17 protein-coding genes and 1 other RNA gene are annotated in these 21,027 nt (G+C 39.0%); 9 read left to right on the plus strand and 9 right to left on the minus strand.

Features of this window, described 5'->3' with window-relative positions:
- Positions 1–369: 369 nt before the first annotated feature.
- From H4J65_RS12055 to H4J65_RS12090, 8 genes are all read right to left on the minus strand, one after another.
- The gene (locus H4J65_RS12055; protein ID WP_182198348.1) at positions 370–1,710 is read right to left on the minus strand and encodes a ferric reductase-like transmembrane domain-containing protein; all 1,341 of its coding nucleotides are present in this window, start codon (positions 1,708–1,710) and stop codon (positions 370–372) included.
- 530 nt (positions 1,711–2,240) lie between these two features.
- The gene (rhuM, locus tag H4J65_RS12060) at positions 2,241–3,278 is read right to left on the minus strand and encodes a RhuM family protein (RefSeq protein ID WP_182198349.1); all 1,038 of its coding nucleotides are present in this window, start codon (positions 3,276–3,278) and stop codon (positions 2,241–2,243) included.
- A gap of 99 nt (positions 3,279–3,377) precedes the next feature.
- Complete coding sequence (gcvP, locus tag H4J65_RS12065; protein ID WP_182198350.1) at positions 3,378–6,278, minus strand: aminomethyl-transferring glycine dehydrogenase; 2,901 nt, start codon at positions 6,276–6,278, stop codon at positions 3,378–3,380.
- Between the two features lie 307 nt (positions 6,279–6,585).
- Positions 6,586–6,975: a glycine cleavage system protein GcvH gene (gcvH, locus tag H4J65_RS12070; RefSeq protein ID WP_182138081.1), complete on the minus strand. Its 390-nt coding sequence runs from the start codon at positions 6,973–6,975 to the stop codon at positions 6,586–6,588.
- A 179-nt stretch (positions 6,976–7,154) separates the two neighbouring features.
- Positions 7,155–8,243 (minus strand): glycine cleavage system aminomethyltransferase GcvT, encoded by a 1,089-nt coding sequence (gcvT, locus tag H4J65_RS12075; RefSeq protein WP_182198351.1) that lies wholly within the window; start codon positions 8,241–8,243, stop codon positions 7,155–7,157.
- Between the two features lie 391 nt (positions 8,244–8,634).
- Positions 8,635–10,035: a UbiH/UbiF/VisC/COQ6 family ubiquinone biosynthesis hydroxylase gene (locus H4J65_RS12080; RefSeq protein ID WP_182198352.1), complete on the minus strand. Its 1,401-nt coding sequence runs from the start codon at positions 10,033–10,035 to the stop codon at positions 8,635–8,637.
- A gap of 144 nt (positions 10,036–10,179) precedes the next feature.
- Complete coding sequence (gene pepP / locus H4J65_RS12085) at positions 10,180–11,517, minus strand: Xaa-Pro aminopeptidase (RefSeq protein ID WP_182198353.1); 1,338 nt, start codon at positions 11,515–11,517, stop codon at positions 10,180–10,182.
- 152 nt (positions 11,518–11,669) lie between these two features.
- On the minus strand, positions 11,670–12,239 hold the full coding sequence (locus H4J65_RS12090; protein WP_182138077.1) for a UPF0149 family protein: 570 nt from the start codon (positions 12,237–12,239) through the stop codon (positions 11,670–11,672).
- A gap of 235 nt (positions 12,240–12,474) precedes the next feature.
- Between H4J65_RS12090 and H4J65_RS12095 the strand changes: the two genes are divergently transcribed.
- From H4J65_RS12095 to H4J65_RS12135, 9 genes are all read left to right on the plus strand, one after another.
- Complete coding sequence (locus H4J65_RS12095; RefSeq protein ID WP_182138076.1) at positions 12,475–12,780, plus strand: cell division protein ZapA; 306 nt, start codon at positions 12,475–12,477, stop codon at positions 12,778–12,780.
- A 140-nt stretch (positions 12,781–12,920) separates the two neighbouring features.
- Positions 12,921–13,101, plus strand: a non-coding RNA gene (gene ssrS, locus H4J65_RS12100) — 6S RNA.
- A gap of 496 nt (positions 13,102–13,597) precedes the next feature.
- Entirely contained in the window at positions 13,598–14,452 is an 855-nt protein-coding gene (gene murI / locus H4J65_RS12105; protein WP_259363264.1) for a glutamate racemase, read from the plus strand.
- A gap of 197 nt (positions 14,453–14,649) precedes the next feature.
- The gene (gene metK, locus H4J65_RS12110) at positions 14,650–15,837 is read left to right on the plus strand and encodes a methionine adenosyltransferase (protein WP_182138075.1); all 1,188 of its coding nucleotides are present in this window, start codon (positions 14,650–14,652) and stop codon (positions 15,835–15,837) included.
- A gap of 596 nt (positions 15,838–16,433) precedes the next feature.
- Positions 16,434–17,180: a 16S rRNA (uracil(1498)-N(3))-methyltransferase gene (rsmE, locus tag H4J65_RS12115; RefSeq protein ID WP_182185093.1), complete on the plus strand. Its 747-nt coding sequence runs from the start codon at positions 16,434–16,436 to the stop codon at positions 17,178–17,180.
- A gap of 123 nt (positions 17,181–17,303) precedes the next feature.
- Positions 17,304–18,257, plus strand: a complete 954-nt coding sequence (gshB, locus tag H4J65_RS12120) for a glutathione synthase (protein ID WP_182138073.1) — start codon at positions 17,304–17,306, stop codon at positions 18,255–18,257.
- 77 nt (positions 18,258–18,334) lie between these two features.
- Positions 18,335–18,889: a YqgE/AlgH family protein gene (locus H4J65_RS12125; protein WP_182138072.1), complete on the plus strand. Its 555-nt coding sequence runs from the start codon at positions 18,335–18,337 to the stop codon at positions 18,887–18,889.
- Complete coding sequence (ruvX, locus tag H4J65_RS12130) at positions 18,889–19,326, plus strand: Holliday junction resolvase RuvX (protein ID WP_182185091.1); 438 nt, start codon at positions 18,889–18,891, stop codon at positions 19,324–19,326. Before H4J65_RS12125 ends, ruvX begins: the two co-directional genes overlap by 1 nt.
- Before the next feature lie 92 nt (positions 19,327–19,418).
- Positions 19,419–20,351, plus strand: a complete 933-nt coding sequence (locus H4J65_RS12135) for an AEC family transporter (RefSeq protein WP_182138070.1) — start codon at positions 19,419–19,421, stop codon at positions 20,349–20,351.
- 38 nt (positions 20,352–20,389) lie between these two features.
- Here H4J65_RS12135 and H4J65_RS12140 read toward each other — a convergent pair whose 3' ends face one another.
- Entirely contained in the window at positions 20,390–20,935 is a 546-nt protein-coding gene (locus H4J65_RS12140; RefSeq protein WP_259363263.1) for a DsrE family protein, read from the minus strand.
- Positions 20,936–21,027: the final 92 nt, after the last annotated feature.

A 21,027-nucleotide genomic window follows, 5' to 3' on the forward strand; every position in this document is an offset into this window, starting at 1 on the left:
ATTTTCAAACCAGTTTAGGTAAAGTGAGGACCAAGCGTTAGCAGCAACTAAAGCATGTTTTACAGTATCAATGGCGCATAGTTAATTATTTTCTAAACGCGGAGTCTTGCCATATTATTCACTAATCAATCTAAGTTAAGTTAACTTAGATTGACGTGAAACCTAGTTTACTATTAGTCGTTATCAATGACTCGGAGCCCATTTATAATTGGTTAGGTGATGAACGCCTACCCGTTTGCTGCTCAATTTTATCCTTGAATCGAGCGCTCTTCAAAACCCACGCCTTGTTTGTAGCGTTTTGAATTTATTTTAACTAATTTGATTCAGCATCTATTAACGTTTAGTAAAAAACGTATAGTGAAATTGTCACTATCTCATATCAAATAACTCTTGATGAAAGTCATCGTTTGTAAACCCTTTATTTAAGAAGCCTTCACGCAATGTTTTGCCAAACTCATTTGGTCCACAAAACCAAATAGTTGAATCTTGCCAATCAGGTACTTGGTCGCATATTTGGTCTGTTTTTAATAGTCCGTATTTATTAGCGACTAAAACATGAAGTTTTACACCTGCCACCTCTGAAGAATTTTTGAGTGCGTTAATGAAAGATTCATCAGGTTCGTTGGTGCAATAAAACAAATCTATACATTTACTAGTTTGTTTATCAGTTTTTTTTGCAGCTAAAGCCTCAATACGGGCGATAAATGGCGTAATACCTATCCCTCCTGCAACCCAAATTTGCCTAGGTTTACCGTTACTAAAATCAAACTGCCCATAAGGCCCTTCAATTTCAACCTTGTCTCCTACTTTTAAAATACTCGGTAGCGTTTTTGTATAGTCACCTAGGCCTTTGATAAGAAATTCAATCCGAGCGTCGTTCTTCCATGCTGATGATATAGTAAAAGGATGAGGCCCTTCTGCTTTATCAAAGGTAACAAAGGCAAATTGTCCGGCCTGATGCCCACTCCAACTATTTTCTAAATCAATACTCAGACCCAATACTCGATTGTCACTGTGATAGTTTATATTTTCGATGTTGCCCACAGAACGTCGAGAAACGCCAATTTTTCGTGACAAGGATAGAAATGCCGCAACACTTCCAGCAATCATTAATAATACCGTCAACCAAGCGATGGCCTCATCCCAATAATCAACTTTCATAAGTATGATCGAGTGAAAAACTAAAAATAGATAAATAACAGCGATAAACCGATGAGTTTTGAAAAAGTATCGATACGGAAACCATTTAACCAAGGCTAAAACAATAAATAATATCAGGGCATAAAAGGCCCATTCACCTATTGATTCAGCAAGACCATGTTGTTCTTTAAAGAAAAGTAATTGGGTGTTCATTTCTTCATTTGATCTATGACGAGCAGGCTTAGCCATTAACCCCCAGCCAACTAACCATTTGGGCACCATTGCCCATAGATAATGTAAAACTGAAAAGATAAGCCCTGTGACACCCAACCATTTATGTAAACGATAGTTTTTATCAAGCCCACCAAAAATAGGTTCAATAATAACAGGACGAATTGCCAATATCATACCAATACTCATCACAGCAATGGCCATAATACCGGTGTAACTGAGCATAGATTTTCTCAGTGGATAAAATTTATATGATGAAAAGAGTATTGGGTCTGCAAGTAACCAAAGTAATGTCAGAGACAGCAGAATGATAAAGTAGATTAATTTGATATTTTTCATGTGGATAATACCTTTTCTACAAAATGTAAAACAGAGGCTTTATTCGTTTCGTTATTTCATAAGAAATTTAAATTTCTTTATCAAACTTAGTATAAAGTCATCAAGGTGAAAATTTTGAGTTCCAAACTTATTCGCCTTATTAGCTTTGAATCTTCAAGCTAATTTTATACGCTGTACTTGCGTGATTCTTTGATCGAAAACTTGTTTTAGCAAACAAAAAATCAAAGGAATGAAAAATAGATCTATTGATGAAGGGTTTTTCTTAATATATAGCAGATGAACGCCTACCCGTTTGCTGTTCTATTTGATCCGTGATTCGTTAGCGATTAGCCCCTCGCTGAACAATATTTTGAGATAAATTAAATCCGGGTAAACTATCCACCTTTAATCTTGCTATGAAAGAACAAATAAATTTAGGTATAGAAGGCTAATTTATATAATCAACGACTCTGCCCGTTTGATTTTTGATTTCGGCGATAGGCTCCATCTGAGTGTCGTGGCCACTTTTAAAAGATCAATTAAGTTACAAGCTAATTTAAAGTTAATAAAGCTTTATTTAATTCTCTTATAGAAACCGAAGATGTTTTAGCTTTATATTCGTTATACTCTCCAAGATAAAAACCTTCAAGATCAACACTTAACCCGATGTACTTCAATTTTTTAATTTCTATAAAATCTTCATATTCTCTAGTTGCATGTTCGACTGCTTTATCTTTTAAAAAATCACTATACCCACTAAAGATCGGATAACCATTCAATCTTAATAGATTATCAAGTTGCTCATGAAGCCCCAGCATAGTCATTACTTTACCCGATAAAGAAGTGGATTCAGCATATAAAAGGAACTGCTCTGATAATAGATGCATACGATATACTTCGGTCTCACTAAGGTAGTTTTTTCCAACTAAAACCTCACTCTTACTTGGTAAAGCTCCTTTAAACGAATTCACTCCCATCTGCTCTTCTACATGGTTTGCTCGATCTATAATTAACTTGGATGACGTCATTTTTGTTATCGCATGGTGAAACTTATCTTGAAGTAAAGAATAGAATTTTCTTACTTCATCAGATGATGGTTCGTAATCTGATGCCGCTAATTTGAAACATTCCCTAACAGATGCATATACATTTTTTTCGTTCGCTCTAAGTTCTCTTATCTTTGCAGCAAGTGCGTTTAATTTTTTTGGATCAGAACGGAGAAGCTCTTCATTAATGACAAATCCATCTTTAACAAATTGTGTTGTAACTTGTGTTGCCCACATCCTAAACTGTGTAGCTTTTTTTGAATCAACTCTATAACCAACTGAAGTAATTAAATCAAAACTATAATAATCGACCATATTTGTTGAGGTAGCCGATGGAGCTGTTTGAAAGTGCTCATGCTCATTAAGTTCTTTTTCTTTAAAAATATTTTCAATTTGAAGTGAAATGCTCTTTATATCTGTTTCAAATATATCAGCAATCGCCATTTGAGTAGCCCAAACAGTTTCACCCTTTATAAAAACTTCAATATCATCACCACTTGAAGAGTATATTATTGGGCTATAAATATCCTTATTTTCAAACATTCCGTATCCATTAAATTTTGAGAGTTCGTTGTCCTATTATAGTGCTACATAACAAAAAAGCGAGCCGTAGCTCGCTTTTTATTATTTCAGATCAATTAGTTAGTCTTGATAACTAGAAACCGGAGGACAACTACAAATCAAATTTCTGTCGCCGTAAACGTCATCTATACGGTTAACCGTTGGCCAGAATTTATTCGCTGCGGCCGCAGGCACTGGGAATACCGCTTCTTGAATCGTGTAAGCACGATCCCAAGGTGAGGTAATATCCGCTAGTGTATGTGGTGCATTATGTAGTGGGTTGTCTTCACTTGTCCACTCACCAGAGGTTACTTTACGCACTTCGCCGTGAATAGAAATCATAGCTTCGATGAAGCGATCAAGTTCCACTTTTGACTCAGATTCAGTAGGCTCAATCATAAACGTACCCGCTACTGGAAACGACATGGTTGGCGCATGAAAACCGTAATCTATTAAGCGCTTGGCGATATCGACTTCAGTAACACCTGATTCTGCCTTAAGTGGACGCAAGTCAATAATACATTCGTGGGCAACACGGCCATTTTTCCCAGCATATAACAGTGGAAAATGTTTGCTAAGCTTTGTCGCTACATAGTTAGCATTGGTAATTGCGTATTTAGTGGCATCGGTAACACCTTTTTTACCCAGTAAGGCACAGTAAAGGTATGAGATACATAAAATACCGGCACTACCATAAGGTGCTGCTGATACCGCGCCGTTACCTTTAGTTTCTTCATCAACATTAATTAATGCATGGTCAGGTAAAAATGGTGCTAAGTGCGCTTTAACGCCGATAGGACCCATACCTGGACCGCCACCACCGTGTGGAATAGAAAAGGTTTTATGTAAGTTTAAGTGTGAAACGTCAGCACCGATGAAACCCGGTGATGTTAAACCAACTTGGGCATTCATGTTTGCGCCATCAAGGTAAACCTGACCGCCGTGCTCATGCACTATGTTACAAATTTCTGCAATGGTGGTTTCATATACACCGTGCGTAGACGGGTAAGTGATCATGATACAAGACAGGTTGTCAGCTAACTCGCTTGCTTTCGCTTTTAAGTCGGCCATATCAACGTTACCGGCTTTATCACAAGCAACCACTACCACTTTCATACCGACCATTTGCGCTGACGCAGGGTTAGTACCATGTGCTGAAGATGGAATTAAACAAATGTTACGATGCGCATCACCACGGCTTTCGTGGTACTTGTGAATGGCAATTAAGCCAGCATATTCACCTTGTGCGCCGGAGTTAGGTTGCATTGACATTTTGTCGTAACCGGTTAACTCAACTAACCATTTGGCTAGTTCGTCAATCATGTGCTTATAACCTTGCGCTTGGTCAACAGGGGCAAAAGGATGCATGTTGGCAAATTCAGGCCATGATACTGGGATCATTTGCGCTGTCGCATTTAATTTCATGGTACAAGAGCCCAATGAAATCATGGAATGATTAAGCGCTAAATCTTTGTTTTCTAATTTTTTGATGTAACGTAGCATCTCAGTTTCACTGTGATACGAGTTAAATACTGGGTGCGTTAGAATCGCAGACTCACGTTGTAAGGCCGCTGGAATTGACGAATGCCCTGCAGCGATAATTTGCTGATCAAGTACTGCTACGTCTAAGCCGTGATCTGCACCTAATAAAATATCAAACAAGGTTTGCACGTTTTCACGGGTAGTTGTTTCATCTAATGAAATACTAATTTGACCGTCAACATCAGTGCGAAGGTTAGCGCCATTAGCTAATGCACGGGTAACAATTTCATCTTTATTGCTAACGTTAAAGGTTAAGGTGTCAAAGTAGTGCTGATGAAGTGCTGGCAAGCCATTTGTTGCCGTACCTAAAGATAAAATATCAGCAAAACGGTGAATACGTTGTGCGATAGTTTTTAAACCTTTAGGACCATGGTAAACCGCGTAAAACGCCGCCATGTTCGCTAATAATACTTGTGCGGTACAAATATTTGAGTTGGCTTTTTCGCGGCGAATGTGTTGCTCGCGTGTTTGCATTGCCATACGCAGTGCTGGGTTATCGCGTGTATCTTTTGAGACACCAATAATACGACCTGGTAATGAACGTTTGTATTTTTCAGAGGTAGTGAAAAAAGCGGCGTGTGGTCCGCCGTAGCCCATAGGCACACCAAAGCGTTGAGTTGAACCAATAACGGCATCAGCCCCTAATTCGCCTGGTGATTTTAATAGCACTAAGCTCATGATGTCGGCAGCAACGGCAACAATGCCTTTTTTCTCATGTACTTTGGCAATTAAATCGCTGATGTCAGTGATTTCACCTGTAGCACTTGGGTACTGTAATAAGGCGCCAAATACGTCATGTTCAACAACTTCTGCGGCCGGTGCTACAAGGATGTCGAAACCAAACATTTCAGCACGTTGTTTAACTAAGTCGATAGTTTGTGGATAAACGTCACTTGAGATAAAGAACAAGTTTGATTTCTTGTTTTTTGATACCCGCTTAGCTAATGCCATGGCTTCAGCTGCTGCAGTGCCTTCATCAAGTAATGACGCTGATGCTAGTTCTAAACCCGTCAGGTCAATACACATTTGTTGGAAGTTTAATAATGACTCTAAACGACCTTGAGCAATTTCTGGTTGGTATGGCGTGTATGCTGTGTACCAGCCTGGATTTTCTAACACGTTACGTAAAATAACGTTAGGCGTTAGTGTGCCGTAGTAACCTAAACCAATATATGTCTCGTTTACTTTGTTCAAACTTGCGACCGCTTTCAAGTCGGCTAAAGCTTGTACTTCAGTTTTGCTTTCTTCGATAGCAGGTAAATCAGCTAAACGAATATCACTAGGTACGATTTCATCGATAAGGGCATCGACAGATTCTGCACCGATATCTTTCAACATGGCTTGTGTTTGCTCATCACTTGGACCAATGTGACGTCGAATAAAATTTTGTCTTTGCTCTAATTCAGTCAAAGATAAAGAGTCATTATATTGAGTAGTCATAAAACAGCTTCACTATAAAGTTAATAATATTTAATAAAAAGAAAGCCCTGAACTATTAGATCGAGTTAAGGGCTTAAATATCGTTTTTGATAACAATCGGCTTTTAGGCACAAATAAATGGCTGCAAACTTAAACCTAGTACTTAAACTTGGCACTTAAACTAGCTACTTAGGTTAAGTTTTTGAGCTCAGTAGTTACTACAATATAAGCAACACGATTGATGTTATGAGTTTTACGAATTTAGTAGACTAAATGATCACAAAAAATAACAGAAACAAGGTGTGTCGCAGCATAATGTACCTAAAATTTAATCTTCGTCGATTGAGTTTGCATAACCTTCAGCATCAAGTAAGTTGTCGAACTCACTTTCATCTGCAATTTTTAATTTAAATAACCAACCGCCAACGAAGGCCTCTGAGTTAACTAACTCAGGTGAGTCTTCAAGGTTTTCATTCACTTCAATTACTTCACCGCTCATTGGTGCATAAATGTCTGATGCAGCTTTTACCGATTCTGCTACAGCAACATCGTCGCCCGCACTCACTGTGTCGCCCACTTCAGGTAATTCAACAAATACCATGTCACCTAAAAGGTCTTGTGCGTGCTCAGTAATACCAACAGTAACAACACCGTTGCCATCGTTGCGTACCCATTCGTGTGATGTTACATATTTTAATTCTGAAGGAATGTTGCTCATTGATTTTGTCCTAATCTTTATTTTTAAATTGGATATACCAAGCAGATTAACTAATTGGTACTAACGACTATAGTATGAAGCTTGCCTGCGCTAATCATCCCATACTATAGCTTAAATTTTTAGCATTTTTTAACTAGGTTTTACGGCTCACTAATGAGCGTTGACCTAGCCTTAAGTAGTTAAAGAACTTTTTTGCCATTACGCACAAAGCTTGGCTTAATGACTTTAACCTTAACTAGCTTTTTACGCATTTCAACTTCTACTGTGCTACCTAGCGCTACACTACGTGGTAAACGAGCCATTGCGATACTGTAACCTAAAGTTGGAGAAAAAGTACCTGAGGTAATAACGCCTTCGCCTGCTTCAGTGATCACTTTGAGGCCACTGCGTAATACGCCTTTTTCTTCAAGCACTAAACCAACAAGTTTAGGTTGGTCGCCTGCAGCACGTTGCGCCGCTAATACTTCACGACCGTTAAAGTTACGATCTTCAGGTTCCCAGCTAATCGTCCAGGCCATATTAGCGGCTAATGGCGAAACGCTTTCATCCATGTCTAAACCATAAAGGTTCATACCGGCTTCTAAACGTAAAGTATCGCGAGCACCTAAGCCGCAAGGTTTAACACCAACATCAAGCAATTGTTGCCATAGGTCGGCAGCTTGGTCAGCAGGTAAGGCTATTTCATAACCGTTTTCACCGGTGTAACCAGTTGTGGCAATAAATAAGTCGCCGGCTTGTGCCGAGAAAAATGGCTTCATGCCTTCAACAGCAGCCGTTTGCTCAGCGTCTAATAGAGTGGCTACTTTAGCTTTAGCTTGTGGGCCTTGCACGGCGATCATGGCAAATTCTGGACGTTCAGTTATTGCTACGTCAAATGCTGATGCTTGCTCGTTGATCCAAGCTAAGTCTTTTACGCGAGTCGCTGAGTTAACCACTAAGCGGTAATCGGTGTTACTGAAAAAATAAACAATTAAGTCATCAATAACGCCACCTTCAAGGTTACACATTCCTGTGTAAAGTGCTTTACCCACAACATCTAACTTAGCTACGTCGTTAATCACTAAGCGGCGTAAAAATGCCTGTGCATCAACACCTTGAACATCAACAATAGTCATGTGTGAAACATCGAACATACCAGCGTCTTTACGCACCGCATGATGTTCTTCAATTTGAGAACCGTAGTTGATCGGCATTTCCCAACCATAAAAATCAACCATTTTAGCGCCAGCTTCTAAGTGCTTAGCATGTAATACTGTTTTATTTGTCATCGTACGTTTCACTCACGTTAGTTGTTTTATCTAAGTTTGTCAGTGCTTAAAATAAGCATCACGATTAAACCCAGGATAAAGACGGAAGATTTACAAAAAGTGTTAAGGATTATAGCCCTGAGTAACTGTTGATTCAACAGATAAGAAAGCATATTTGAAATTTAAAACCGACTAAAGAAACTATTTAAAATTATATTTTCAAAACGACCTCTTTTGAAAATATAATTCCTTGAGCGTATGGAAATTTAGCTTGTAGCAAACTTAAATTTTATATTGCTGAAAAGAATAAAAGTACTATTTTACTCAACCTACCCATTTGTTATTGGCTGACTGAGCAAAAAAACGCTTTTGTTGACTAAGTAGTCAACAAAATAACGCGGTAAGTGTGACGCTATGAGCTATTTTTTTGTTGTGGCACTTGTTGTGACACTGGTTTTGGTGAGTGCGATGATTGTTGTAGAATTTTTTGTGAAACTTGTGGTGAGACTTGTTCTGATAATTTTTGCGGCACTTGCTGTGAAAGTGCGGTAGCTAATTTGGGTAAATCATCTTTGAAACCCAAGGCTTGATTAATCATTAACGCTTTTGCCGGTTTAATATTATTGAGTAACGACATACCCAAGCCACGAAGTAATTTAATCGCGCTTTGCTGAGGCGTAAAGGCTTGTTTTATCGCTTCCATCGAGGCAATCATTTCTACTGCTTCACTTTTGCGCCAGCGGGCAAATTGTTGTAAAGATTTGTTGCTATACCATGCGTTATCATCAAGCGTGCCTTTAGCTTGTACTTTCTGAAGTTGCTCGCTAATGGTTTGTGACAAAGCGGCAGCATCAAGCAAGCCTAAGTTAGCACCCTGCCCAGCTAACGGGTGAATAGTATGTGCCGCGTCACCCACCAATACCATTCTGCCTTTAACAAACTCTTGAGCAAAACGCATGGTTAACGGGTAGGTAAATCGCTCACCTACTAGCGATACTTGCCCTAACTTACCGTCGCTAGCGGCGGTAAGTTCTTTGCCAAAGTCTTCTGCTGACAAGGCAGTTAATCGAATCGCCTCTTCAGGGCTTGTTGACCAAACAATGGAACATAAGTCAGCTTGATATAAAGGTAATAGTGCTAATGGGCCGGTATCTAAAAATACTTGCCAAGCCGTGCTTTGATGGCCTTGTTGACATTTAACTGTAGCGACAATCGCGTGGTGATCGTAATCTCGAAAGGTTAATGGCACGTTCATTTGTTGACGTACAAAAGAGTTTGCCCCGTCAGCACCAACCACCAATTTCGCCACTATCGGCATAGGTTGGCTGTTGGTATGGCTGTTATGTTCGAAGGTAGCAAAAACTTCGTTATCGCTAGGATTTAATTGTTGGAGTTTGCTGTCAGTAAAAAACTCAATACCGCTGTCTTGCGCCGCTTTTTGCCACAAGGCATTACGAATGGCTTTATTTTCAATTATAAAACCTAATTGCTCTGGGCCATTACCCAAAGCTGAGCGGCTAACATCTTTTAAAGCAAAGTTTAGCTGTCCATAACCGGCCTTGTCCCAAATGTGCATATCGTAATAAGGCTGGGCACGTTGCGCGATAATATCTTGCCAAACATTAAGCTGGCTAAATATTTGCTGGCTGGCGGCATTAATAGCACTAACACGCACCTCAGGTTCAACGCTTAACGCTTCAATAGGTGCGTTATCAACAATAGCGACACTTAACTGACTTTGTTGGCGAATAGCAAGTGCCAGTGTTAAACCCACCGTACCGCCACCGACAATTAATAGATCAAATTTTTGCATTGTTTTTCACATTTATGTTATTCACATTCACAAGCCCGCAAAGTTGTAGGTAGCTGATTATTTTCCTGCCTATGCACTTGGAGCAGCAAGCCAGCTTTAAGGCTTAAATCACCGGCAAGTCAACATTGATTGACTCCCTAAAAACTAAGCCATCAAAGCTTCAATTTCAGCAATGGTTTTTGGTGCATTGACCGTTAGGTTTTCATAACCTGTTTGGGTTACTAGCACATTGTCTTCAATACGTACGCCAATACCACGCCATTTTTCGTCCACAGTTTGATCATTTTTTGGAATATAAATACCCGGCTCAATCGTCATCACCATACCGGCGACAAAAGGGCGTAATTGCTCTCGCTGTTGACTCGCATGGTAATCACCCACATCATGAACATCAAGACCTAACCAGTGTCCAAGGCCATGAATAAAGTATTTTTTGCAGGCTCGTTGAACTAATAATATGTTTAAATTGCCTTTGAGAATGCCTAAATCATGTAAACCTCTGGTCAGAAAATCACACACTATGCGGTTTAATTCAGCAAGGTTTTGTTCTGGCTTTATCGCGGCAATGGCAAGGTTTTGGCTATCTAGCACTAATTGATAAATCACTTGTTGTGCCGCAGTAAATTTACCATTCACCGGAAATGTACGTGTAATGTCAGCGGCATAACCCGCTAACTCACCACCGGCATCAATAAGTAATAAGTCGCCGTCGTTTAGCACGTCATCATTGTCAGTGTAATGTAAAATATTGGCGTTATCGCCGCCAGCCACAATTGAGCCATAAGCCGGGTAACGCGCACCATTAGTGGCAAATTCGTGCAATAACTCTGCTTCTATTTGATATTCAAACTTACCGGCTTTAGTTTGTTGCATTGCTCTTTGATGAGCGCCGCCACTGATGACATTAACCTGGCGCATAATATCAAGTTCAGCATTTGATTTATGTAAGCGCATTTCATCTAGTAAGTTACTGCAATCAATTAAGGTCGTTGGTGCTTTAACACCCGTGCGACCTGCCTTTTTAATCTCGGCTAACCATGAAAGTACTTGTTGCTGGAATGCCTTTTGTTCATGCTGGCAAATTAATACGGCGGTTTTACCTGCCATTAACGCCAATAATTGCTCATCAATTTCTGCTAAGCTAAAACACTTATTAAACTGATAAACGTCAACCGCTTGCACTTGACCAACACGTCGGCCATGCCAAATTTCTTGCTGAGGATCTTTTTCACGAGAAAATAAAACACTTTCTGCTGACCTTGCGTCATCACCTTTAATTAGGGCTAAAATGGCATCGGGTTCATTAAAACCGGTAAGATAATAAAAGTGCTTATTTTGGCAAAATGGATATTCGGTGTCATTACTGCGGGTAACTTCCTGACCAGCAGAAATTAATGCAATGCTATTTACCGGCATTTGCGCCATAAAATCATTTCTACGCTGACAAAATTCAGCAACGGGCAATAAGGTGTTTTTGATCATGGATACCAGCTTATTTTTATAATTAAATTTTGACAGTTAGGTTTTCAACCTTGAGTGTTTTAAGCTGATTTTTAAGTTATTAGTATTAAAATTTCAGCGTTAAAAGGTCAGCGTTAAGCGTTTTATTACTAAAGAAATTTAACCGCGAAGCGCTAGTGCAAGGTCGCGCTTGTGTCTTGTTGCGCAGGTGGCGCACCTAATTCAGTAAAACACAGTAGTGCAGAGATTCTAACATATTCAGCAATTTCAAAATACGCTTGCTCGGTCGCTTCATTTTCTTCCATTTCGTCTGACAAGTTAGCAATTTCGCCAAAGTCGACCAATACTTCTTTAACATCTTCAGACAAAGCGGCATTTTTTGTTTGTTGTAAACCAAAGCCTAAGTTGAAGCCTTGCACCCACTTACCTAGTGCGTGTCCACGTTCAATAATTGAGTCGTCATCATCAGGTAGCATTAATTGGAAGCCGTAGGAGTCATCAAGGATTTTTTGCCAAATATCACTATAAATGTCTTTAACTAAGCTTTTAATGGCTACCGGTAAACCTTCAGCATTATTAAGCATGTCATTAACCATAGCGATATAATCATTACTTTCAAATTCAAAGCCTGCAGAAATCAAACCTGTTAGCACACCGTGAATTTCAGCAGCATGTGCCTCAATACCTTCACTGGTTAATATCGCTTGTGCGGCGGAAAAATCTAAAGCGGTGTTATCAGACATAAAAATATAAATTCAATCAGGGGGATATTGCTAGCTATCTTAACATTGGCATAGCCTTGATTCCAGAAAAAACCATAGAGATCACTTGCATAGTGTAACGCTCACCGTTATAGTTTCATCTTATGGCGCACTAAGTTTAGTTATCAGTATTTTTCTTGGTATTACAAGCGAGTAGCGCAATTTTTTGAGCTTAGAGCTCAATAAACTAATATTATGCATTGAGAATATACACGCAATGAGCCAACACACAGTCACCATAAATGTTGCCAACAAACGACTAAAAGTCGCTTGTCCAGCTGGAAATGAGTCTGCGTTGTTGCAGGCGGCGAGTGAAATAAACAAACGTTTAGAACAAGACGCCAAGAAAAAATTCTCAACAAAAACTGTTGAGCAGTCGCTGGTGATGATGTCATTAAACCTTGCCCATGATTTAATCCAAGCACGAAATGAGCAAGAGCAAGAACGCGAAAAAATGCAAAGCAAAATTGAACTGCTACAAACCACTATTGCACAAGCAGTAAACCGCACTAAATCTGCCTAATACACTTATTCATCGTTTAACCTATTTTTAAATATACTCTTTTCGTTTAAAGAAACTTCAATTTGTTCAAGCATTAAGCTAACAGGTCTTACAAGTAATAAAAGACTTAATTTGGCTGAGATTATTCGCTATAATGTTTTTGACTTCTGGGGTGTTTGTTGTGAACTATGTCCCTGAGCCGATAAGTTTTACCTAAGGATGTTGATTATTAACTATTGTGCAAGCCCGGCTCGTATCGGGAAGCCTACGGTTAGCATGATACGTCCGCCCTGAACACCCGGTGTTCAGGACAAATGTAAACTGCGGCACCTTGGAAGTCACTTTCCTCTACTTTCTAATTCTGTAACTCATCCTAAAATATCAACAATATTTTTGCGCACTCCTAGAAAAGCAAAAATAATCGCATTAAAAAATTAACCCGCACATTCATAGTTAATCCCTAAACTTTCAATAGTTTTATTTAGCTAAATCTTATCGTAACGTTCAATTTGTCTTAAGATCGCTGTGCTAATTAGCCCTCCTTCCCTTCTCATTGTTTCCTCCCTGTAAAAAAAGAATAAAATAACAAAGTAATTCACAAAGAGAAAAGCAGGAGAACTACATGAGTAAAAGCATGGCAAACAGAGCTTCAAACTTTAACTTACTGACAGCTAAAAACTGGTCTTTAAACGCTCCTAAATCCCCTGTCTTCAGGACTCATCTCAACGGCGGCAGCTTGGCAATCAATACCTATCTCAAAATATGTATAGATCTCATTTGCTTGTTGATAATATACTTGGCCCAACTAACTACACCAAACTTAAGCTGTGCTTAATTAATGCCCATGCAAAACCAAGCTGATATAAAAGCAGCTACTTCAATCCTAAAAAGTAAACGCCAAACGGCTAATGCCGATCCTATTGGTATATTTGACTCCGGCGTTGGTGGTTTGTCTATCACGCAGTGCATTGAACAACAATTACCCCATGAAAATTTGCTCTATGTCGCCGATACCCTGTATGCACCCTACGGTGAAAAATCTACTGAATTTATTCAACAACGGGTTAATGAGATTGCCCAGTGGTTTATTGCCCGTAACGCCAAAGCTATTGTTGTTGCCTGCAATACCGCCACGGTTAATGCTATAGATCAGCTACGGAAAAATATTTCAATTCCAGTTATTGGTGTTGAACCCGCCATAAAGCCGGCAACCCGCATTAGTAAAAACAAAAAAATAGCCATATTAGTCACTAAAGCTACGGCTGAAAATCAGCGTTTTTTAGCCTTAGTGGCGCAATATAGTCATAACAGTGATGTGACTATTCAGCCTTGTCCCGGCTTGGTAGAACTTATTGAACAAGACAAGAAAAACTCGCCTGAGTGCAAATTAATGCTGTTGAGCTATTTACAACCTTTACTCGAAAAAGGGGTAGATACTATCGTATTAGGTTGTACACATTACCCGTTAATCAAAAACTTGATTAACGAAATATGTGGCGACAGCGTAGTCATTATGGAAACAGCACAGCCGGTAACTGAGCAATTAAAACGGCAATTATCCTTACATCAGCTCATTAATCCTCTGAATAATATAGGCACAACGACCTTTTACAGTTCGAAGTATTGCCTAAAACAACAAGCGCTTTTTAGTCACATTTTACAACGGCCACTGCGCTTAAATATGTATCCTTAATAGCGTAACTTCAGGTTACATCTCGCTCAAACTTAATTTTGTCAATAAATGGCTACATAATTTATATTGAAAATTTCCCGTCTTAAAGACGTTTAGCCATCTAGGCGTAAATAAATCTAGAAAAAGCTTAACTAAACAGTTAGAATATCGTTATTAAAGACGATTATTGTTTTTCAGTTAATTTTTACCGAGGTTTTATGTCTACACACCTTTTTACTTCTGAGTCAGTGTCAGAAGGACATCCAGATAAAATTGCCGATCAAATTTCTGATGCGGTTTTAGATGCTATTATTGCCAAAGATAAAAATGCACGCGTTGCTTGTGAAACTATGGTAAAAACGGGTGTTGCTATTATTTCAGGTGAGGTTTCAACCTCTGCTTGGGTAGATTTAGAACAAATTACCCGTGACGTTATTTCTGAGATTGGCTACACCTCTTCAGATGTTGGTTTTGATGGCGCAACTTGCGGCATTATGAACTTAATTGGCCAACAATCACCCGAAATTGCCCAAGGTGTTGACCGAGAAAATCCAGAAGACCAAGGTGCTGGTGATCAAGGTTTAATGTTTGGTTATGCGACCAATGAAACCGAAACCCTGATGCCTGCGCCATTATATTATTCACACCGTTTAGTTGAGCGTCAGGCTGAAGCACGTAAATCAGGAATTTTACCTTGGTTACGTCCTGATGCAAAAAGCCAAGTAACCTTTATTTATAAAGATAACAAGCCTGTAGCTATTGATACCGTTGTGTTGTCAACTCAGCATAACCCAGATATTAAACAAGAAGACTTGCACAGTGCCGTAATGGAAAACATTATTAAACATGTTTTACCTGCCGAGTTATTAACCAAAGACACTAAATATCATATCAACCCAACAGGTCGCTTTGTTATTGGTGGTCCTGTCGGCGATTGTGGTTTAACTGGTCGTAAAATTATTGTTGATACTTATGGCGGTATGGCTCGTCATGGCGGTGGTGCTTTTTCGGGTAAAGATCCATCAAAAGTCGATCGCAGTGCGGCTTATGCTGGTCGCTATGTTGCCAAAAACATTGTCGCAGCAGGTTTAGCTGAGCGTTGTGAAATTCAAATATCGTACGCTATTGGTGTTGCTGAGCCGACCTCAATCTCGATTGATACTTTTGGTACCGGTAAAGTGTCTGAAGAGCGTTTGGTTGAAATAGTACGTGAACACTTTGACTTACGCCCTTACGGTATAACTAAAATGTTAGACTTGCTACACCCTATGTATAAGCAAACGGCGGCTTATGGTCACTTTGGTCGCGAACCATTTGAAATGACTGTTGGCGATGATACCTTCACCGCATTTAGCTGGGAAAAAACAGATAAAGCTGAAGCACTGCGCTTGTCAGCCGGTATTTAATTCGTACTTTGATTAAAGCTTCTGTTTAAAAAAAACCGCTCATTGAGCGGTTTTTTTATTTTCATGCTTGAATTTTCATGCTTTTATTTGCAATAGGCTTATCAGTCATAACGTATAAAAATACTCCTAATATGCTATTGCTTGTCACTATTAGCGAAATATCATCATCCGCTGCCACTTATTTAGACGGTACTTCACCAACCTCAATGATTACAGTGATATACTCAGACAAAGAGAGAAAAATAACACGAGTTATATAATAAGATAGATACAAATAATAAATCGTCTGGCAAGTGACTTATCTTAATAAAAATTCAATCAAGAACAGCAGTATCTCAATTTCAAGTGTTTTAATAGCCTGCGAGTTTTTCTGCTTTATTTTGAACAAGTGCTAACAAAAAAATAATATCATTTTTTTAATATAAACAATTGAATTTACGATGAGTTGCCCTTATTAACAGGCTATATTAGAAATAATTATTACTCATAATTTCTAGCAACAAAGCTTTGGTCTTTAATCGCTATTAACTTTAACCTGAACGGCTACTGTAATATCACTCATCTATAGCTGCGACAATAACCATGGATAACCTTATATGCGTAACCCTCGTATTTACCAAGCACAAGCATTTGAAATAGGTCAAACACAAGTATTAAATGCTGACGCTTTTGGCCATATTGTGCGCGTATTACGACTTAAAGACGGCGATGACATTACACTATTTAATGGCATCGCAGAGCAAGAAGGTTATTTTGAGTATCAAGCAAGACTTTGTAATGTAAATAAAAAGTCTGCTGATGTAGAGATTATTACTAAAAAAATTGTTGAAAACGAGTCGCCACTCAATATTCATTTAGCACAAGGTGTTTCACGCGGTGAACGCATGGACTTTACGCTGCAAAAATCGGTAGAGTTAGGTGTTAATACCATTACGCCTATTTTTAGTGAACGTTGCAATGTAAAACTTAGCGGCGAGCGTTTAGAGAAAAAACACCAGCAATGGCAAAAAATAGTGATCAGCGCTTGTGAGCAAAGTGGCCGTTGCACTGTCCCTATTGTTGCCCTACCCATTTATTTGGATGAGTGGTTACAACAAGACAGTTCAGCATTAAAGCTAAATTTACATCCTAAAGCCCAGCACTCTATTATGAGTTTGCCAATCGAAAACCAACGGGTTCGCCTGTTAATTGGGCCAGAAGGTGGTTTAAGTGATGATGAAATTGCTCGTGCCAATACAGCAGGCTTTCACGATGTTTTACTCGGGCCGCGGGTACTAAGAACAGAAACCGCAGCCCTGACCGCAATAACGGCATTACAATGTCGTTACGGTGATTTAAATTAACTCAGTGTTAAGTTTCGTGCACCATAGAGCAACTAGTAGAAAGACCAGCTAACAGAATTTAATCGCTTGCAGCATATAAATAATGCCATGGCATTTATCAACATATAACCTTTAGGAAAACACATGAGCATAAAAATTGGCGTTGTTATGGACCCTATTGCCCAGGTCAAGGTAAAAAAAGATTCTTCAATGGCGATGATGCTTGAAGCGCAAGCCCGTGGTTATGAAATTTATTATATGGAAATGCAAGATCTCTATTTAGAGCAAGGCGTTTGTCGAGCAACCGCAGCCAAAGTGAAAGTATTTGACGACACTGAGCATTGGTATGAATTAGATGAACGAGAAGACATCAATGTAGCTGACTTAGATGCGGTATTAATGCGAAAAGATCCGCCGTTTGACACTGAGTTTATTTATGCCACCTACATGTTAGAACGCGCAGAAGTTGCGGGCACTTTGATTGTTAATAAGCCACAAAGTTTACGTGATTGTAACGAAAAATTATTTACCGCTTGGTTTCCAGAGTTAACACCAAAAACATTAGTTACACGTAATAATCAAAAAATTAGAGAATTTCATAAAGAGAACAAAGATATTATCATCAAACCCTTAGACGGTATGGGTGGTTCATCTATATTTCGTATTGGTGAGAATGATCCCAATGTTGGCGTAATTCTTGAAACATTAACAGCACATTCAACACAGTATGCTATGGTACAAGAGTACCTACCAGAAATCGTTGACGGTGATAAACGCATATTAATCGTTAATGGTGAACCTATGCCTTACTGTTTAGCCCGCATTCCTGCACAAGGAGAAACCCGCGGTAATTTAGCCGCTGGTGGTCGTGGTGAAGCGCGTCCATTAAGTGCTAGCGACAAATTTATTGCTGAAACTATTGCACCAGAATTGAAAAAACGTGGCTTATTTTTTGTTGGTTTAGACGTTATTGGCAACAAAGTCACTGAAATCAATGTAACAAGCCCAACCTGTATTCGCGAAATTGAAGCAGCATACCCAATAAATATTAGCGGTAAACTCATGGATGCTATTGAGCAAAACATCAGAAAACGCTAGTTAATACCAATCGCAATAAGATTGCTAAAGGCAAAGTGACCTTTAGCGTATTTCTCTCTGATTATTAAGGTATATTTATGGATAGTTTTGAAAATCAACTTTTGATTGCTATGCCCAGTTTAGACGACTCTTATTTTAATAAAACAGTGACTTATATCTGTGAGCATAATGCTGAAGGGGCAATGGGTTTGATCATAAACCTTCCTATCAATGTCACCTTGAACGAATTATTAACCCAAATAGATCAAGATAAAGTTGCCGCACCCGAGTTAGACCAACAAGTCTTAACCGGTGGCCCCGTTTCACAAGACCGAGGCTTTGTTTTACACAGCACACAAGCGGGCTGGAATAGTTCTTTAGCCTTAACTGCTGAGGTAATGATCACGACCTCAAAAGATATTTTATTGGCCCTGGGTACAGCACAAGCACCTGAAAAATATATGGTAACCTTAGGCTATGCTGGCTGGGGACCGGGCCAATTAGAGGAAGAAATTAAAGCTAACTCTTGGCTACTTACCCCCGCTGATGGCGATATTATTTTTAATACCCCTATTGAGCAAAGGTGGAAAAAAGCCACTGATAAATTGGGTATTGATATGGCTCATTTATCCAGTGAAGTAGGACATGCATAATGGCGAGTAAAACCGCCATTGGCGAACGAACAATACTTGGCTTTGATTTTGGCAAAAAATATATTGGGGTTGCTGTCGGTCAAGAAATAACCGGTTTAGCTTCCCCTTTGGGTTCAGTAAAAGCGCGTGATGGTATTCCTGATTGGGACAAAATGACCAAATTTATGCAGGAATGGCAACCTGACTTTGTTGTGGTGGGTTTGCCACTCAATATGGATGGCAGCGAGCAACCCTTGACCCATGATGCGAAAAAGTTCGGTAACCGAGTATCCGGAAGATTTGGCGTCAAAGTTGAATTTCAAGATGAACGCCTAACCACCGCCACTGCCAAAGAAGCACTGTTTGCTGAAGGCGGTTACCGTAATCTTAAAAAAGATAATATCGACGCCGCATCAGCAAAATTAATTATAGAAAGTTATTTTGAAAATCAATATTAAGCCGATTAACCGTGATTACAATCTAGCCTGATGAGTATTAACAAGTACTTGTTTAGCGAGTTTTACTTTGTCGTTAGAGTCATAAGCGTTTAATGGCTATTTTCACCCTTATTAGTCCATTAATTATGGTCGGCTTGCTCGGTTTTATACTGGCTAAAAGTAACTGGTTTAACAAAGCCCAAGTCGATGCCCTAAGTAAATTTACCTTTAATATCGCTATTCCGGCATTTTTATTTCAACAGTTGGCCAATGCGGATATGAGCACAATAAATTTGAATATTTATAGTGCCTTTTATTTACCCTTATTGTTAGTTTATGGCCTAGCTTGGGCGATAAATTACTATTTTCACCAGCATTTAAAACGTGATCTTCCTGCATCCGCGGTTTACGCTTTCGGCGCGGGTTATTCAAATAATGTTATTGTTGGCATGCCTATCGCTTTAATGGTGCTAGGTGAGCAAGTATTGCCAACAATATTTTTAGTGATCAGTTTACACAGTGCACTGCTAATTGGCATTACCAGTGTGTTGGCGGTTAATATTAAACAGTTTAATGGGTGGATATTTCTCAAGCAGACATTTTACAACCCATTACTCATTGCTATTACCGGTGGTTTTATCGTTAATTTAATGACGATAAAGTTACCCGTAATCGTTAACAACAGTCTGTTATTGTTAGGTAAACCTGCTATTACCTTAGCACTTTTTTTACTCGGCGCTTCGCTAGCCTTTTATAAAATTCGCAATGAAGTTAAATTTATTGTTACTGCCAGTCTACTAAAGCTAGTATTGTTACCAACTTTAATCCTATTAACCAGTCATTTTATATTTCAGTTTTCGGCGCTCACCACAATGACGTTAGTGATTTTAAGTGCAAGTCCAACGGGCGTAAATGCTTATTTAATTGCCAAGCAACATGCAAAACATCAAGAGACTATAGCCGGAATAGTAGTGATTACCACCTTAATGTCTATCGTTTCTATCCCCTTATGGATATGGGGTTTGTCGAGTCTCTTTCCTTTATAAAAACTTTATGACAGACTATAAAAGCCTTATTGAAAGCCTTAGAATGGATTAACCTTATAACCTTTGCTTTGTAATACCGCATGAGCGGTCATTGCAGACAAGGCCATTTCAACGCCTGGTGCTAACATGTCATTGCTAATCTCGTAATAAGCGGCCGATTGACCACATAAATAAACCCTTACTTGGTTTTTCATCAAGTCTTGCAACAGTGCGCTATTCGCATTTTTTTGCTGAAACTTTTCTTGGTACAACAGCCCTTTTAGTAAATCAAAACCCGCTTTACCATGTACCACCAAAGCTAAATGAATATTCTTTGCCGGCATACCATTTGCCACATGCATGTTAATAAAACGCGCCAGAGTCTCGATCTTTCGATTAACCTCGCCTATTTTTCCTTGCTCACTGATGTCAAAAGCGACTTTAAAGACACTGTTTTTATCAAAATTAAAATCCTGCTGAACCTTGGCATGCTTGCCATAGTTTTTAATCACTGGCCCCGCCATAAATTCATCAGTCCCAGCTATGGCGAAATTAACTGTAGTGAAGGCTAAAACAAGCATTAACACACGTATTGTAAATAACATTGGCTGATCCTTTTATTTTGCATCTAAACTTTATTTTACTTTATTATATTTTATTATAGCGTTTAAAAAACCACCACTCTTTCTAAACATAA

The organism is Colwellia sp. MB02u-9 (assembly GCF_014077085.1).
Lineage (GTDB): Bacteria > Pseudomonadota > Gammaproteobacteria > Enterobacterales > Alteromonadaceae > Cognaticolwellia.

What these genes read in the sequence shown, in the direction of transcription:
- H4J65_RS12055 (WP_182198348.1), bottom strand. Translation starts at nt 1,710, where the DNA reads ATGAAAAATATCAAATTAATCTACTTTATCATTCTGCTGTCTCTGACA.
- rhuM (WP_182198349.1), bottom strand. Translation starts at nt 3,278, where the DNA reads ATGTTTGAAAATAAGGATATTTATAGCCCAATAATATACTCTTCAAGT.
- gcvP (WP_182198350.1), bottom strand. Translation starts at nt 6,278, where the DNA reads ATGACTACTCAATATAATGACTCTTTATCTTTGACTGAATTAGAGCAA.
- gcvH (WP_182138081.1), bottom strand. Translation starts at nt 6,975, where the DNA reads ATGAGCAACATTCCTTCAGAATTAAAATATGTAACATCACACGAATGG.
- gcvT (WP_182198351.1), bottom strand. Translation starts at nt 8,243, where the DNA reads ATGACAAATAAAACAGTATTACATGCTAAGCACTTAGAAGCTGGCGCT.
- H4J65_RS12080 (WP_182198352.1), bottom strand. Translation starts at nt 10,035, where the DNA reads ATGCAAAAATTTGATCTATTAATTGTCGGTGGCGGTACGGTGGGTTTA.
- pepP (WP_182198353.1), bottom strand. Translation starts at nt 11,517, where the DNA reads ATGATCAAAAACACCTTATTGCCCGTTGCTGAATTTTGTCAGCGTAGA.
- H4J65_RS12090 (WP_182138077.1), bottom strand. Translation starts at nt 12,239, where the DNA reads ATGTCTGATAACACCGCTTTAGATTTTTCCGCCGCACAAGCGATATTA.
- H4J65_RS12095 (WP_182138076.1), top strand. Translation starts at nt 12,475, where the DNA reads ATGAGCCAACACACAGTCACCATAAATGTTGCCAACAAACGACTAAAA.
- murI (WP_259363264.1), top strand. Translation starts at nt 13,598, where the DNA reads ATGCCCATGCAAAACCAAGCTGATATAAAAGCAGCTACTTCAATCCTA.
- metK (WP_182138075.1), top strand. Translation starts at nt 14,650, where the DNA reads ATGTCTACACACCTTTTTACTTCTGAGTCAGTGTCAGAAGGACATCCA.
- rsmE (WP_182185093.1), top strand. Translation starts at nt 16,434, where the DNA reads ATGCGTAACCCTCGTATTTACCAAGCACAAGCATTTGAAATAGGTCAA.
- gshB (WP_182138073.1), top strand. Translation starts at nt 17,304, where the DNA reads ATGAGCATAAAAATTGGCGTTGTTATGGACCCTATTGCCCAGGTCAAG.
- H4J65_RS12125 (WP_182138072.1), top strand. Translation starts at nt 18,335, where the DNA reads ATGGATAGTTTTGAAAATCAACTTTTGATTGCTATGCCCAGTTTAGAC.
- ruvX (WP_182185091.1), top strand. Translation starts at nt 18,889, where the DNA reads ATGGCGAGTAAAACCGCCATTGGCGAACGAACAATACTTGGCTTTGAT.
- H4J65_RS12135 (WP_182138070.1), top strand. Translation starts at nt 19,419, where the DNA reads ATGGCTATTTTCACCCTTATTAGTCCATTAATTATGGTCGGCTTGCTC.
- H4J65_RS12140 (WP_259363263.1), bottom strand. Translation starts at nt 20,935, where the DNA reads ATGTTATTTACAATACGTGTGTTAATGCTTGTTTTAGCCTTCACTACA.